A 13818-nucleotide genomic window follows, 5' to 3' on the forward strand; every position below is an offset into this window, starting at 1 on the left:
GAAAGCGGTTGTGCCGCAGTAGCAGGCATTCTGTAGCATTGGTCGGCGCGCCGTGGGTGCGTCTTTGCTTTATCAGATGGAGAGCGCTATGGCTTGGAATGAGCCGGGTGGCAACTCGAATAATCAGGATCCTTGGGGTGGTAAGCGCCGCAATAATGGCGACCGCAAGGGGCCACCAGATCTCGACGAGGCCTTCCGAAAGCTGCAGGAAAGCCTGAATGGGTTGTTCGGTGGTGGAAAAAAACGTGGTGGTGACGACGGTGGTCGTACCAGCAAGGGCGGTGGCTATGGCCTGCTGGGCTTGGGTCTTGTCGTGCTGGCGTCGGTATGGCTGTACAGCGCCGTCTACGTCGTGGATGAGCAGGAGCAGGCCGTGGTGCTGCGCTTCGGCAAGTACTACGAGACTGTCGGCCCGGGCCTGAATATCTACTTCCCGCCGATCGACAAGAAGTACATGGAGAACGTCACGCGTGAGCGTGCCTACACCAAGCAGGGCCAGATGCTGACCGAAGACGAGAACATCGTCGAAGTGCCGCTGACCGTGCAGTACAAGATCAGCAACCTGCAGGACTTCGTGCTGAACGTTGATCAGCCGGAAATCAGCCTGCAGCACGCGACCGAAAGCGCCCTGCGCCATGTGGTGGGTTCCACTGCGATGGACCAGGTGCTGACCGAAGGTCGTGAATTGATGGCCAGCGAAATCAAGGAGCGCCTGCAACGGTTCCTCGATACCTATCGCACCGGTATCACCGTTACCCAGGTGAACGTACAAAGCGCAGCGGCACCGCGTGAAGTGCAGGAAGCCTTCGATGACGTGATCCGCGCCCGTGAAGACGAGCAGCGTTCGCGCAACCAGGCTGAAACCTATGCTAACGGCGTCGTGCCGGAAGCCCGTGGTCAGGCCCAGCGCATCATCGAAGATGCCAACGGTTACCGCGATGAAGTGGTCTCCCGCGCCAAGGGTGAGGCAGATCGCTTTACCAAGCTGGTCGCCGAGTACCGCAAGGCCCCTGAAGTCACCCGCGAGCGTCTGTACCTGGACACCATGCAGGAAGTCTTCAGCAACACCAGCAAGGTCCTCGTGACCGGCAGCAAGGGTGGGCAGAACAACCTGCTGTACCTGCCGCTGGACAAGATGATCGAAGGTGGTCGTAGCAGCACCAGCGCCCCGGCCTCCGGCTCCAATGCCGCTGCCAACGAAGCGAGCGCTCGTGCAGCCGCTGACTTGCTGCAACAGCAATCACGTACCAGGGAGAGTCGTTGATGAGCAATAAATCGCTGACCGCCCTGATTGTGGGCGTCGTCGTGGTCATCGCTGCCTGGAACTGCTTCTACATCGTGGCTCAGACCGAGCGTGCGGTGCTGCTGCAATTCGGTCGCGTGGTCCAGGCAGATGTCCAGCCGGGCCTGCATGTGAAAGTCCCCTACGTCAACCAGGTGCGCAAGTTCGACGCCCGCCTGATGACCCTGGATGCACCGACACAACGCTTCCTGACCCTGGAAAAGAAAGCCGTGATGGTTGACGCCTACGCCAAGTGGCGCGTCAAGGATGCCGAGCGCTTCTACACCGCGACCTCCGGCCTCAAGCAGATTGCCGACGAGCGTTTGTCGCGCCGTCTGGAATCGGGCCTGCGTGACCAGTTTGGTAAGCGCACCCTGCACGAGGTGGTATCCGGTGAGCGTGACGCACTGATGGCTGACATCACGCGTTCGCTGAACACGATGGCGGAAAAAGAGCTGGGCATCGAAGTTGTCGATGTGCGGGTCAAGGCCATCGACCTGCCGAAGGAAGTGAACCGCAGCGTGTTCGAGCGCATGAGCACCGAGCGTGAGCGTGAAGCCCGTGAGCACCGCGCCAAGGGTAACGAGCTGGCTGAAGGTATCCGTGCGGATGCAGACCGTCAGCGTCGCGTACTGCTGGCTGAAGCCTATCGCGAGTCTGAAGAGGCGCGTGGTGATGGTGATGCCCAGGCTGCGGCGATCTACGCCAAGGCTTACGGCCAGGACCAGGAGTTCTATGCGTTTTACCGCAGCCTGCGTGCCTACCGTGAGAGCTTCGCGAACAAAACCGACGTCATGGTGCTGGACCCAAGCAGCGACTTCTTCCGCTACCTGGAAAAGTCCAAGTAGCCAGCCTGTGAATCTGTAGGGCGCACTCCGTCGGGCGGCTAAAATGCCTGGCGGGGTGATCCTTTCAGAAAACGGGTGTATGATGCGGCAGCCGGGAAATTCCCGGCTTTTTTGCGTCTGCATGTTTGATTCGGCAGGCGTGACAGGTTTTTCGAGGAAAGTGCCCGACGAGGCCGTTTGCAGGCCGTTCGTCACGTCGCTCTTGCGCGTGGTTTATGCAGAGGGCGGGTGTTTTCTGCTTCACTCAAGGCTCGGCCGAGGGCTGGCCGCCCGGATCAAAGGGGAATGGCGTAATGGCAACGGTAGACCGCTGGCTGCTGCCAGATGGCATCGAAGAAGTACTGCCACCAGAAGCTGCGCGCATTGAAGTAGCGCGTCGCCAGGTGTTGGATCTGTTCCAGAGCTGGGGTTACGAGTTTGTCGTAACGCCTCATATCGAGTACCTGGAATCCCTGCTGACCGGCGCGGGCCAGGACCTGGATCTGCGCACCTTCAAGGTCATCGACCCGCAATCGGGTCGGCAAATGGGCTTCAGGGCAGACATCACGCCACAAGTGGCACGCATCGATGCGCACACCCTGCGCCGCGAAGGTCCGAGCCGCCTGTGCTACGCCGGCAGCGTGCTGCACGCTCAGCCGCGGGCCTTGTCGTCCTCTCGTAGCCCGATCCAGTTGGGCGCCGAGTTGTACGGTGATGCCAGTCCGAGCAGTGACGTTGAAGTGATCAGCTTGATGCTGGCCATGCTGCAACTGGCTGACGTGCCCGATGTCCACATGGACCTGGGCCACGTTGGTATCTACCGTGGCCTGGCCCGTGCGGCCGGTTTGTCCGGTGAAGTAGAGCAGCAGTTGTTCGATGCCCTGCAGCGCAAGGCTATCGATGAAGTCATCGCGTTGACCGACGGCGTGCCTGCGGATCTCGCCGGCATGCTGCGCGCGCTGGTGAACCTGTGCGGCGGTCGTGAAGTGCTGACGGCTGCGCGTGAGCGCCTGGCCAATGCGCCAGCGCCGGTATTGGCTGCGCTGGGTGACGTGCTGGCGATTGCCGAGCAGTTGTCGGCGCGCTTCCCCGATTTGCCGCTGTACTTTGATCTGGGTGAGCTGCGCGGTTACCACTATCACACCGGTGTGGTGTTCGCGGTGTTTGTCCCGGGTGTTGGACAGGCCATCGCCCAAGGCGGTCGTTACGACGATATCGGCGCCGACTTCGGTCGCGCCCGTCCGGCGACTGGCTTCTCCACCGATTTGAAAACCCTGGTGACCCTGGGGCGTGCTGAGGTCGAGCTGCCGTCTGGTGGCATCTGGATGCCCGACAGTACGGACGCAGCACTCTGGCAGCAGGTATGCCAGTTGCGCAGTGAGGGTCAGCGTGTTGTCCAGGCTTTGCCTGGCCAGCCATTGGCCGCCGCCCGTGATGCGGACTGCGACCGGCAATTGATTCTGCAGAACGGGCTTTGGCAAGTATCGCCACTGGCTTCTTGAGTTTTCCTGCCGGCCATCGCCGGCACCAAGTTTGCGCGAATGAGGACAAGTGTTATGGGTAAGAATGTCGTAGTCCTGGGCACCCAATGGGGTGATGAGGGCAAAGGCAAGATCGTTGATCTGCTGACCGAACATGCTGCCGCCGTAGTGCGCTACCAAGGTGGCCACAACGCTGGCCATACCCTGGTCATCGATGGCGAAAAAACCGTCTTGCACCTGATCCCGTCGGGCGTCCTGCGCGAAGGCGTGCAGTGCCTGATCGGCAACGGCGTGGTGGTTGCACCGGATGCCCTGCTGCGCGAGATCATCAAGCTGGAAGAGAAAGGCGTACCGGTGCGCGAGCGCCTGCGTATCAGCCCGTCCTGCCCGCTGATCCTGTCCTTCCACGTTGCGCTGGACCAGGCCCGTGAAAAGGCCCGTGGCGAGCTGAAGATCGGTACGACCGGTCGCGGCATCGGCCCAGCCTACGAAGACAAGGTTGCGCGTCGTGGCCTGCGTGTGGGCGACCTGCTCAACATGCCGCGCTTTGAAGACAAACTGCGTGAGTTGGTGGATTACCACAACTTCATGCTGGTCGGTTATTACAAAGAGCCAGCCATCGAGTTCGACAAGACCCTGGCCGAGTGCAAGGAATACGCCGAGCTGCTCAAGCCGCTGATGCTGGACGTGACGGCCGAGCTGCACGACCTGCGTCGCGCTGGCAAAGACATCATGTTCGAAGGCGCCCAAGGTTCGTTGCTGGACATCGACCACGGCACCTACCCGTACGTGACCAGCTCCAATACCACCGCTGGCGGCGTTGCGACCGGTTCGGGCGTTGGCCCGATGTTCCTGGACTACATCCTGGGCATCACCAAGGCTTACACCACCCGCGTAGGTTCGGGTCCCTTCCCGACTGAACTGTTCGACGAAGTCGGTGCGCACCTGGCCAAGCAAGGTCACGAGTTCGGTGCTACCACCGGCCGTGCCCGTCGTTGCGGCTGGTTCGACGCCGTTATCCTGCGTCGCGCTATCGATGTGAACAGCATCTCGGGCATCTGCTTCACCAAGCTGGATGTGCTCGACGGTCTGGAAACCATCAACATCTGCGTCGGCTACAAAGATGCAGAAGGCAACGATGTTGCTCCGACTGACGCTGACAGCTACGTAGGCCTGCAGCCTGTGTACGAAGAAGTACCGGGCTGGACCGAATCGACCGTGGGCGCCAAGACCCTGGAAGAACTGCCGGCCAACGCCCGTGCCTACATCAAGCGTGTCGAAGCACTGATCGGTGCGCCGATTGACATTATTTCGACGGGTCCTGACCGCAACGAAACCATCGTTCTGCGTCATCCGTTCGCTTAATAAGCTGTTGATGTAAAAAGAAAAGGGCTCCTTCGGGAGCCCTTTTTCGTTTCTGTTCGCCAAGCGGCACGACCCTTGCTGTGTTTCTTTCTTTCGCGGTGCTATCAAATTAATGGCACCCGTGGTGGAGGGATTCTTGATGTCTGCCGTTCTTTCGTTGTTACAAAGTCGTCTGTTGCGACCGGTGTTCGTTACCTTGGGTATCGCCCTTTTGGTGCAAGTGCTGGTGGCCGTCGCTCTAACCCGGAGCACTGTCACTGCGCTGGAGGCTGATTTGGGCAGTCGCCTGGGGATCGATAGCCAGAAGCTGTCTGGTGAGTTGGCCCAGGCAGGCAAGGAAGTCACTTCAAGCCTCGACAGTTTGTCTGCCAGCACCCGCCAGCGCCTGACGGCAGGCCTTTCCACACGCCTGCAGGAAGAACAGAAGCAGCTGCGTGCGACCCTGGAAAAAGACCTGAAGGACTCCGCCAATGACATGGCGCAACTGCTGGCCTCGGTGGCGCCCCGCGCCATGTGGGACAGCGATGTGCCCACATTGTCCGAATTTGCTCGGCGCGCCCAGCGCAATCCCAACGTGCTGTTTGTGGTCTACGACGATGCGGCGGGTGAGCATCTGACCCGTTACCTGAACCGCGAAAATCCGATCAACAAGGCGCTGCTGGAAAAAGGCCAGGGCGACCGCGCCTTGGACAAAGTCCTGAATGCCGCGAAGAACGATCCTTCGGTGTTCTACGTTGAGGCCTCCATCAGCCCCAATGGCGTAGAAATCGGCAAGGTGCTCATGGGCGTATCGACTGCGTCGGTCGAAGCTGACCTGCAAGCACTGGACAAGCGTTTTGCCGCGCTGATTGCCAGCGGTGATCAGTTGGTCGGCGACAGTCTCAAAGGCGCAGCTGCGGACAGCGCTGCGGCAATGGGCGCGCGCCTGCAGTCGGCGCAAGCCACCGCAACCGAAATGACCGCCAACACCACTGGCGCCGTGCAGGAGGCTGCGGGCACGCTGCGCTGGCGTATCGGCATGGGACTGGCGCTGGTTGGTTTCGGCGTATTGGCATTGATCGCGGTCGTGCTCGGTCGCCGTGTGGTCAATCGCCTGAAGCTGCTGATTGCGGCCATGGACGACCTGGCTGCGGGGGAGGGCGACCTCACCAAGCGTGTGCAGATCAGTAGCAAGGACGAGATTGGCGACATGGCCTCGGCGGTCAATCGCTTTGTGGATAAGTTGCAGCCCATCGTGCGCGAGGCCGGGGACGTGGCCCAGCGTACCGGCGTGGAAATCGGCGCCATGACCTTGCGCAATGCCGGTGCCGATGCGGCCGCTGGCTTGCAGCGCGATGAAGTGGCCGAGAGCTTGCGTGCGCTGTCGCAAATGGCCGACGAGGCCCAGGCCGAAAGCCATGCCATGCAAGCGGCATTGCAACAGGTCGTTGATATTCGCCAGGCCACCGATGAAAACTCGCGAACGTCGGCCGAAGTCGGCAGTTTGATTGAGGCGCTGGCGGGGCAAGTCCAGGCCGGCTCCCAGGTGATCGAGCGGCTGGCTCAGCAAAGCGAGCAGATCGAGGTGGTGTTGACGGTGATTCATGGTATCGCCGAGCAAACCAACCTGTTGGCCCTCAACGCGGCCATCGAGGCGGCGCGTGCCGGCGAGACCGGGCGCGGCTTTGCCGTGGTGGCGGACGAAGTACGTGCGCTGGCCAGTAAAACTCAAAGCTCCACCGGGGACATCCAGGCGCACATCGTGGCGTTGCAGCAGGGCGCGCGTGAGGCGGTGGAAACCATCGGCAAGGCCGGGCGCCAGGCGAATGAAGGGTTGCTGGTGCTGCGTGACAGCGTGCGCTTGCAGCAGACGGTCCAGGCTTCGGTTGAGCAAGTGCACGCAGCGATTGGCCTGGCCACCCGTGCCGCTGAGCATCAGGCCCAGGGCGCCCATGCAGTGCGCGGGCGGGTGGAGGTGATTCATGCCCAGGCGGAGCGTGCCGCGCAGGCGGTGGTTGAAACGACCGCCAGTGGCAAGGTGCTGGATGGGTTGGCGGCGCAGTTGAAGGCGAGTTTGGGGCAGTTTCGGGCCTAGTGTCGACTGTTCGGGCCTCATCGGGGGCAAGCCCCCTCCCACCTGTTGACTGTATTTCAACCTGTGGGGGGGGGCGATAGCGATCTCAGCGGCTCAAGTACATCCGAGTGGTTAACAGATAGACCGGCAGCCCCGACACCAGAATCAACAACGCCGCATAAGGCGCCGCGGCCGCGAATTCCACATTCGACGTATGCGACCACACTGCCGTGGCCAGTGTGTTCAGTCCCGTCGGACTGAGTAGCAGGGTCGCCGTCAATTCCTTCATCGCATCCAGGAACACCAGCGCAAACGCGGCCCCCAGTGCCGGGAAGATAATCGGCAAGGTCACCCGGCAAAACGCGCTGAACGACGAAGCCCCCAGCGTGCGCGCAGCCTCTTCCAATTGCGGCGCGGCCTTGTTCAATGCGGTGCGGATCGGCGCCTGGGCCAGCGGCAAAAACAGCAACGCATAGGCGATCAGCAGCAGGGCCGACGTCTGGTACAGCGCAGGCACGTAATGCAGGGCGAAATACACCAGCGTCAGCGCAATTACCAGGCCGGGCAGGGCGTGCAGCAGATACGGCAGGCGCTCAGCCCAGATCGCCAATTGACCTTTGTAGCGCACCACCAGCAACCCGACCGGTACGGCCAGTACCAGACACAATGCTGCGCCGCCGAGCGACAGGGCCAGGGAGGACAGTAGCGCCTCAGTGATCTCGGCCACCGGAAACGCTGCTGACGAACCGACGGCCAACCAATAAGCGAGCATTCCCAGGGGGATGCCGCTGCCAATGATTGCCAGCGCCAGGCAATACACCTGGCCCAGCGGTGCCCATTTACCCAGTTTGACCTGCTCGGCATGCCGCGCCGCGCCCTGGCCGATACGTACGTGTCGGCCCTTGCCGCGCACGCGCAGCTCCAGCCACAGCAGGGTCAGGCACATCACCAGCAGCACTGCTGAAAGCATCGCGGCGTTGGCGTTACTGAATTCCAGCTCGAACTGCTGGTAAATCGCGGTGGTGAAGGTTTGCAGGCCGATGATCGACAAGGCGCCGAATTCCACCAGCATATGCAGCGCAATCAGCAATGCCCCCGCCAGCAGCGATGGCCACAGCAGCGGCAGCGTGACGCGCAAAAACACACCCCAGCGATTGAGTCCCAGCGTGCGAGCGGACTCTTCCAGGGAAGGGTCAAGGTTGCGCAATGTCGCCGCCACAGGCAGAAACACCAGCGGGTATTTGGACAGGCTCATCACCAGGATCGCTCCGCCCAGCCCTTCGAAGTTGGCGCTCAGCGACACCCAGGTAAAGCTGCTGACAAATGCAGGCACCGCAAACGGCAGGCACAGGATCACGCCCCAGATGCGTCGCCCAGGCAGGTTGCTGCGTTCCAGCAGCCAGGCCAGGGACAGGCCGATCACGCCGCAGGTCACCGTCACCCCAACCATCAGCGCCAGGGTGTTGCGCAGCAGCCCGAACACATAAGGCCGCCACAGCAGATGCACAGCCTCCGCCCACCCGGCCTGCCAGGCTTTCAGGCCGACATAGGCCAGCGGCAACAGGCTCAGGCCAACCAGCAACAGTACCGGCAGCAGCAGCCAGATCGACGGGCGTTTGCGGCGGGGGCTGAACCCCGCAGCGGAGAGCGATGGGGTCATCAGTTCAAGCCAACGTCACGTTCCAGCTCCAGGGCTTCTTCGGCGTTGCCCAGGTCCGCAGGGGTGACTTTCGGCGGTTGCAGCTCGCTGAAAGGCTTTAGGCCGCGATTGGATTCCATGCCTTTGCGCAACGGATATTCCGCCGACGTATTGGTGATGACTCGCTGGCCTTCTTCACTGGCCATGAACGCCAGCAGTTGCTGGGCTTCCTTGGGGTGCTTGCTGGATTTCAGCGCGGCAGCGGACGACACGGTAATCAGGCCGCCAGCGTCGCCGTCGGTGAAATAGTGCAGTTGGGAGTCCAGGTTGGTTTTTTCTTTCTTCAGGGCGAACCAGTAGTAGTTGTTCACCAGGACGGTGGCGACTTCGCCGTTTTCCACGGCCTTCAGGGCGACCATGTTATTGCTGTACACCTTGCCGAACGCGCGCAGGCCGGTGAGCCATTCTTCAGCCGCTTCACGGCCGTGCAGCTTGATGATTGCCACGGCCTGTTCCTGGAACGCGCCGCTGGTCGGCACGAAACCGACTTTGCCTTGCCACTCGGGGCCGGCGAAATCCAGTACGGATTTGGGCAGGTCTTTCTCGGCAATCAATTTGGGGTTGAAGGCTACGACACGAGTGCGCGCAGTCACGCCCATCCAGTCGCCATTGCTGCCGACGTAATCCTTGGGCAGTACGTCGAGGGTGCTGGCATCGATCTTGGTCAGCAGGCCTTGCTCGCCGAGTTTGTTCAGTGGCGGAGATTCTTCGGTATAGATCACATCGGCGGGGGAGCGGTCGCCTTCTTCCACCACCTGGCTGGCCAGCTGGTTGCTGCTGCCTTTGCGCACATTGACGTGGATGCCGGTCTTGGCTTCGAAGGCCTTGGCGAGCTCATCGCCAACTTCTTTGTGCTGGCCGTTGTACAAGGTCAGGGAAACTTTGTCGGCAGAGTAGGCGACGGGCGAGAGCAGGGCCAGGCCGAGCAGAGTGATGGTCAGGCCACGCAGAAGGGATGTCTTGGGACGGGTATCGCGGATCATCATCCGGGGTTTTCCTCACTTGAGATGCAACAAATCATTGCAAGGATAAACGATAAAGTTTCTCAGGTGCGGCGTAGCAGCAAACGCTGGCAGAGTTTTTAAACCCCAGAAACGAAAAAACCCGCTTTCGCGGGTTTGATCTGAATTTGGTGCCCAGGAGAAGACTCGAACTTCCACGACCTTGCGATCACCAGCACCTGAAGCTGGCGTGTCTACCAATTTCACCACCTGGGCAGCATCAACAACGTTGCCGTCGTCGATGGCGCGCACTATACGGAGAGGCTTGTAGGCTGTAAACCCCTGCCATGAAAAAAGCCTGGAAAATTTCGCCAATGGTCGTGCAAGGTGCGCACCGAGGGCCATAAAGGGCTTTTAAACGCTTGTTGATGCCTGAAATTTCCCGTTTCAATACGCGTATGCCAAACTAACCCGCATATAGACAAGGTGAAAACTCTCTAATGGCCGATTGGCAGTCCCTCGATCCCGAGGCCGCTCGTGAAGCGGAAAAATATGAAAACCCTATTCCTAGCCGCGAACTGATCCTGGCGCACCTCGCCGATCGGGGTTCGCCTGCTAGCCGCGAGCAGTTGGTTGAAGAATTCGGTCTGACCACCGAAGACCAGCTCGAAGCCCTGCGCCGCCGTTTGCGTGCCATGGAACGCGACGCTCAGCTGATCTACACCCGCCGTGGCACTTATGCGCCTGTGGACAAGCTCGACCTGATCCTCGGCCGCATTGCAGGCCACCGTGATGGTTTCGGCTTCCTGATCCCGGATGACGGCAGTGACGACCTGTTCATGAGCCCAGCGCAAATGCGCCTGGTGTTCGATGGCGACCGTGCCCTGGCGCGCGTTTCCGGCCTGGACCGTCGCGGTCGCCGTGAAGGCGTGATCGTCGAAGTGGTGTCCCGTGCCCACGAGTCCATCGTCGGCCGTTACTTCGAAGAAGGCGGTATCGGCTTTGTGGTGCCGGATAACCCGAAGGTCCAGCAGGAAGTGCTGATCACCCCGGGCCGCAATGGCGCTGCCAAGGTCGGCCAGTTCGTCGAGGTGAAAATCACCCACTGGCCAACTGCGCGCTTCCAGCCTCAGGGCGATATCGTTGAAGTGGTCGGCAACTACATGGCGCCGGGCATGGAAATCGACGTCGCGCTGCGCACCTACGATATTCCTCACGTCTGGCCTGAGGCCGTGCTCAAGGAAGCCGCCAAGCTCAAGCCTGAAGTGGAAGAGAAAGACAAAGAAAAACGCATCGACCTGCGTCATCTGCCGTTCGTCACCATCGACGGCGAAGATGCCCGCGACTTCGACGATGCGGTCTACTGCGAAGCCAGGCCTGGCAAGCTGCGCCTGTTCTCCGGCGGCTGGAAGTTGTTCGTCGCGATTGCCGACGTGTCCAGCTACGTGAAGATCGGTTCGGCCCTGGATAACGAAGCCCAGGTGCGCGGCAACTCCGTGTACTTCCCTGAGCGCGTGATCCCGATGCTGCCCGAGCAGCTGTCCAACGGCCTGTGCTCCCTGAACCCGAAAGTCGACCGTTTGGCCATGGTATGCGAGATGACCATCTCGAAAACCGGTGAAATGACCGATTACCAGTTCTACGAGGCGGTGATTCACTCCCAGGCGCGCCTGACCTACAACAAGGTCAGCACCATCCTGGAAACGCCGAAGACCAGCGAAGCCAAGGCCCTGCGTACCGAATACGCTGGCGTCGTGCCGCACCTCAAGCAGCTCTACTCGCTGTACAAGGTGCTGTTGGGTGCTCGTCACGTGCGTGGCGCGATCGATTTTGAAACCCAGGAAACCCGGATTGTCTTTGGTTCCGAGCGCAAGATCGCCGCAATCACCCCGACCACACGTAACGATGCACACAAGCTGATCGAGGAATGCATGCTGGCGGCCAACGTGGCCACTGCTGAGTTCCTGAAAAAGCATGAGATTCCTGCGTTGTACCGCGTGCACGATGGTCCGCCGCCGGAGCGTCTGGAAAAACTGCGTGCCTTCCTCGGCGAGCTCGGCCTGTCCCTGCACAAAGGCAAGGACGGCCCGACGCCGAAGGACTACCAGGCCTTGCTGGCCAGCATCAAGGACCGTCCGGATTACCACGTGATCCAGACCGTGATGCTGCGCTCCCTGAGCCAGGCGGTGTACAGCGCTGACAACCAAGGCCACTTCGGCCTGAATTACGAGGCGTACACCCACTTCACCTCGCCGATCCGTCGTTACCCGGACCTGCTCACGCACCGCGCAATCCGCAGCGTGATCCATTCCAAGCAGAACACCCCGCACGTCAAACGCGCCGGTGCCATGACGATTCCGAAGGCACGGATCTATCCGTACGACGAAGCGGCCCTGGAACAGTTGGGCGAGCAGTGCTCCATGAGCGAGCGCCGCGCCGACGAAGCCACGCGTGACGTAGTGAACTGGCTCAAGTGCGAGTTCATGAAAGACCGCGTGGGCGAGACCTTCCCGGGTGTGATCACCGCCGTGACCGGCTTTGGCCTGTTCGTCGAGTTGACCGACATCTACGTCGAAGGCCTGGTGCATGTCACTGCCTTGCCGGGTGACTACTACCACTTCGATCCTGTGCATCACCGCCTGGCGGGCGAGCGCACCGGTCGCAGCTTCCGTCTGGGCGATACCGTGGAAGTGCAGGTCATGCGCGTCGATCTCGACGAGCGCAAGATCGACTTCGGTATGCCAGACAAGCCAGCCGAACCAGTCGGTCGTAAAAAACGTGGCAGCGAAACCGCCGCGCCGGCTACCAAGGGTAAAGGCGCTCCTGCGAAAGCAGCGACCGCCGAGCCTGCGCCGGCCAAGGCCGGTCGCCGTTCCTCCGTCAAGGAAAAGGCCCCCGAAGCCTACCGCCCAAGCGACGCAGCGGCGAAAAACGCCGAGCTGCGCAAGAGCCGCGAGTTGAAGCAGCAGTTGCTCAACGAAGCCAAAAGCGGTGGTAAAGCGGCGTCTGGGGGAAAGTCCCACGGGGCGGAAAAGCCGTCGAGCAAGCCAAGTAAACACCGTAAAGGCCCGCCAAAAGCGGGTTCGGCCCCTGCGAAAAGCGGCGGGTCGCGCAAACCTAAGGCCAAGTCATGAGTCTGGAAAAAATCTACGGCGTCCATGCCGTAGAAGCACTGCTGCGTCATCACCCTAAGCGTGTCAAGCAAGTGTGGTTGGCAGAAGGTCGCAGCGAGCCGCGCGTACAAGCGCTGGTCGAGTTGGCGACCCAGAACAAGGTCGCCATCGGCCAGGCCGAGCGTCGTGAAATGGACGTTTGGGTTGAAGGCGTTCACCAAGGCGTGGTCGCGGACGTAAGTCCGAGCCAGGTCTGGGGCGAAGCCATGCTCGACGAGCTGCTCGACCGCACCGAAGGCGCGCCGCTGTTGCTGGTCCTGGACGGCGTAACCGACCCGCACAACCTCGGCGCTTGCCTGCGTTCGGCCGACGCTGCCGGTGCGCTGGCGGTGATCGTGCCTAAAGACAAGTCCGCTACCCTGACGCCCGTCGTGCGTAAGGTCGCCTGCGGGGCGGCGGAAGTGATTCCGCTGGTGGCCGTGACCAACCTGGCGCGCACCCTGGAGAAACTCCAGCAGCGTGGCCTGTGGGTCGTAGGTACGGCGGGAGAGGCCGAGGTCAGTATTTATGACCAGGATCTCACCGGCCCGACTATCTTGATCATGGGTGCTGAAGGCAAGGGCATGCGTCGCTTGACCCGCGAGCATTGCGACTATTTGGTACACCTGCCGATGGCCGGTAGCGTCAGCAGCCTGAACGTGTCGGTGGCGACGGGCGTATGCCTGTTCGAAGCCCGGCGTCAGCGTGGCGTCAAGGTCAAGGCCAAGAAGTAATTCTGAGCCTGGCATAGATGCAAAATGTGGGAGGGGGCTTGCCCCCGATAGCGGTGGTTAAGTTACAGATGATGTCACTGACCATCAGCTATCGGGTGCAAGCCCCTTCCCACATTTGGTTTGTGGTGTTTGGAAGGTTGTTCAAATAATCACCAATCACCTTGCGCCCGTTCTTCCCCTTCTCTACAATTGCGCCCCTTGCCCACCTGGCAGGCACGCATGTGCCTCCCCTGCGGCAAGATCCATAAGTGTCATTCACTCCTTGTCTGACCGTTTTTGAGCGG

Annotated in this window: 9 protein-coding genes and 1 tRNA gene; 7 read left to right on the top strand and 3 right to left on the bottom strand. The window is 61.0% G+C overall.

Annotated elements, in window-relative coordinates; translation table 11 throughout:
• Positions 1–88: 88 nt before the first annotated feature.
• The 5 genes from hflK to EJD88_RS22970 all read left to right on the top strand — a co-directional run bounded on the left by hflK (position 89) and on the right by EJD88_RS22970 (position 7029).
• Positions 89–1264: an FtsH protease activity modulator HflK gene (gene hflK / locus EJD88_RS22950; RefSeq protein ID WP_099583674.1), complete on the top strand. Its 1176-nt coding sequence runs from the start codon at positions 89–91 to the stop codon at positions 1262–1264.
• Complete coding sequence (gene hflC, locus EJD88_RS22955; protein WP_010213607.1) at positions 1264–2130, top strand: protease modulator HflC; 867 nt, start codon at positions 1264–1266, stop codon at positions 2128–2130. The genes hflK and hflC overlap by 1 nt, the downstream gene beginning before the upstream one ends.
• Positions 2131–2423: 293 nt before the next feature.
• Positions 2424–3611 (top strand): ATP phosphoribosyltransferase regulatory subunit, encoded by a 1188-nt coding sequence (locus tag EJD88_RS22960; protein WP_158879114.1) that lies wholly within the window; start codon positions 2424–2426, stop codon positions 3609–3611.
• Between the two features lie 54 nt (positions 3612–3665).
• Positions 3666–4955 (top strand): adenylosuccinate synthase, encoded by a 1290-nt coding sequence (locus EJD88_RS22965; RefSeq protein WP_032890489.1) that lies wholly within the window; start codon positions 3666–3668, stop codon positions 4953–4955.
• 139 nt (positions 4956–5094) lie between these two features.
• The gene (locus EJD88_RS22970; RefSeq protein WP_112193125.1) at positions 5095–7029 is read left to right on the top strand and encodes a methyl-accepting chemotaxis protein; all 1935 of its coding nucleotides are present in this window, start codon (positions 5095–5097) and stop codon (positions 7027–7029) included.
• An 85-nt stretch (positions 7030–7114) separates the two neighbouring features.
• Here the strand turns inward: EJD88_RS22970 and EJD88_RS22975 are convergent, their stop codons facing one another.
• The 3 genes from EJD88_RS22975 to EJD88_RS22985 form a co-directional block, all read right to left on the bottom strand.
• A complete protein-coding gene (locus EJD88_RS22975; RefSeq protein WP_158879115.1) occupies positions 7115–8668 on the bottom strand; it encodes an iron ABC transporter permease in 1554 nt (517 codons plus the stop codon).
• Positions 8668–9693: an iron ABC transporter substrate-binding protein gene (locus tag EJD88_RS22980; RefSeq protein WP_158879116.1), complete on the bottom strand. Its 1026-nt coding sequence runs from the start codon at positions 9691–9693 to the stop codon at positions 8668–8670. The genes EJD88_RS22975 and EJD88_RS22980 overlap by 1 nt, the downstream gene beginning before the upstream one ends.
• Positions 9694–9837: 144 nt before the next feature.
• Positions 9838–9924 (bottom strand) — tRNA-Leu (locus EJD88_RS22985).
• Between the two features lie 224 nt (positions 9925–10148).
• On the opposite strand from EJD88_RS22985, the gene rnr reads away from it, so the two are divergent.
• The gene (gene rnr / locus EJD88_RS22990) at positions 10149–12782 is read left to right on the top strand and encodes a ribonuclease R (RefSeq protein ID WP_112193131.1); all 2634 of its coding nucleotides are present in this window, start codon (positions 10149–10151) and stop codon (positions 12780–12782) included.
• Entirely contained in the window at positions 12779–13534 is a 756-nt protein-coding gene (gene rlmB, locus EJD88_RS22995) for a 23S rRNA (guanosine(2251)-2'-O)-methyltransferase RlmB (protein WP_099583668.1), read from the top strand. Before rnr ends, rlmB begins: the two co-directional genes overlap by 4 nt.
• Positions 13535–13818: the final 284 nt, after the last annotated feature.

The sequence above is a fragment of the Pseudomonas sp. PB105 genome (assembly GCF_009764655.1).
In the GTDB taxonomy this organism is placed as follows: domain Bacteria; phylum Pseudomonadota; class Gammaproteobacteria; order Pseudomonadales; family Pseudomonadaceae; genus Aquipseudomonas; species Aquipseudomonas cyclaminis.

What these genes read in the sequence shown, in the direction of transcription:
- EJD88_RS22975 (WP_158879115.1), bottom strand. Translation starts at nt 8,668, where the DNA reads ATGACCCCATCGCTCTCCGCTGCGGGGTTCAGCCCCCGCCGCAAACGC.
- hflC (WP_010213607.1), top strand. Translation starts at nt 1,264, where the DNA reads ATGAGCAATAAATCGCTGACCGCCCTGATTGTGGGCGTCGTCGTGGTC.
- hflK (WP_099583674.1), top strand. Translation starts at nt 89, where the DNA reads ATGGCTTGGAATGAGCCGGGTGGCAACTCGAATAATCAGGATCCTTGG.
- rlmB (WP_099583668.1), top strand. Translation starts at nt 12,779, where the DNA reads ATGAGTCTGGAAAAAATCTACGGCGTCCATGCCGTAGAAGCACTGCTG.
- EJD88_RS22965 (WP_032890489.1), top strand. Translation starts at nt 3,666, where the DNA reads ATGGGTAAGAATGTCGTAGTCCTGGGCACCCAATGGGGTGATGAGGGC.
- EJD88_RS22960 (WP_158879114.1), top strand. Translation starts at nt 2,424, where the DNA reads ATGGCAACGGTAGACCGCTGGCTGCTGCCAGATGGCATCGAAGAAGTA.
- EJD88_RS22970 (WP_112193125.1), top strand. Translation starts at nt 5,095, where the DNA reads ATGTCTGCCGTTCTTTCGTTGTTACAAAGTCGTCTGTTGCGACCGGTG.
- rnr (WP_112193131.1), top strand. Translation starts at nt 10,149, where the DNA reads ATGGCCGATTGGCAGTCCCTCGATCCCGAGGCCGCTCGTGAAGCGGAA.
- EJD88_RS22980 (WP_158879116.1), bottom strand. Translation starts at nt 9,693, where the DNA reads ATGATGATCCGCGATACCCGTCCCAAGACATCCCTTCTGCGTGGCCTG.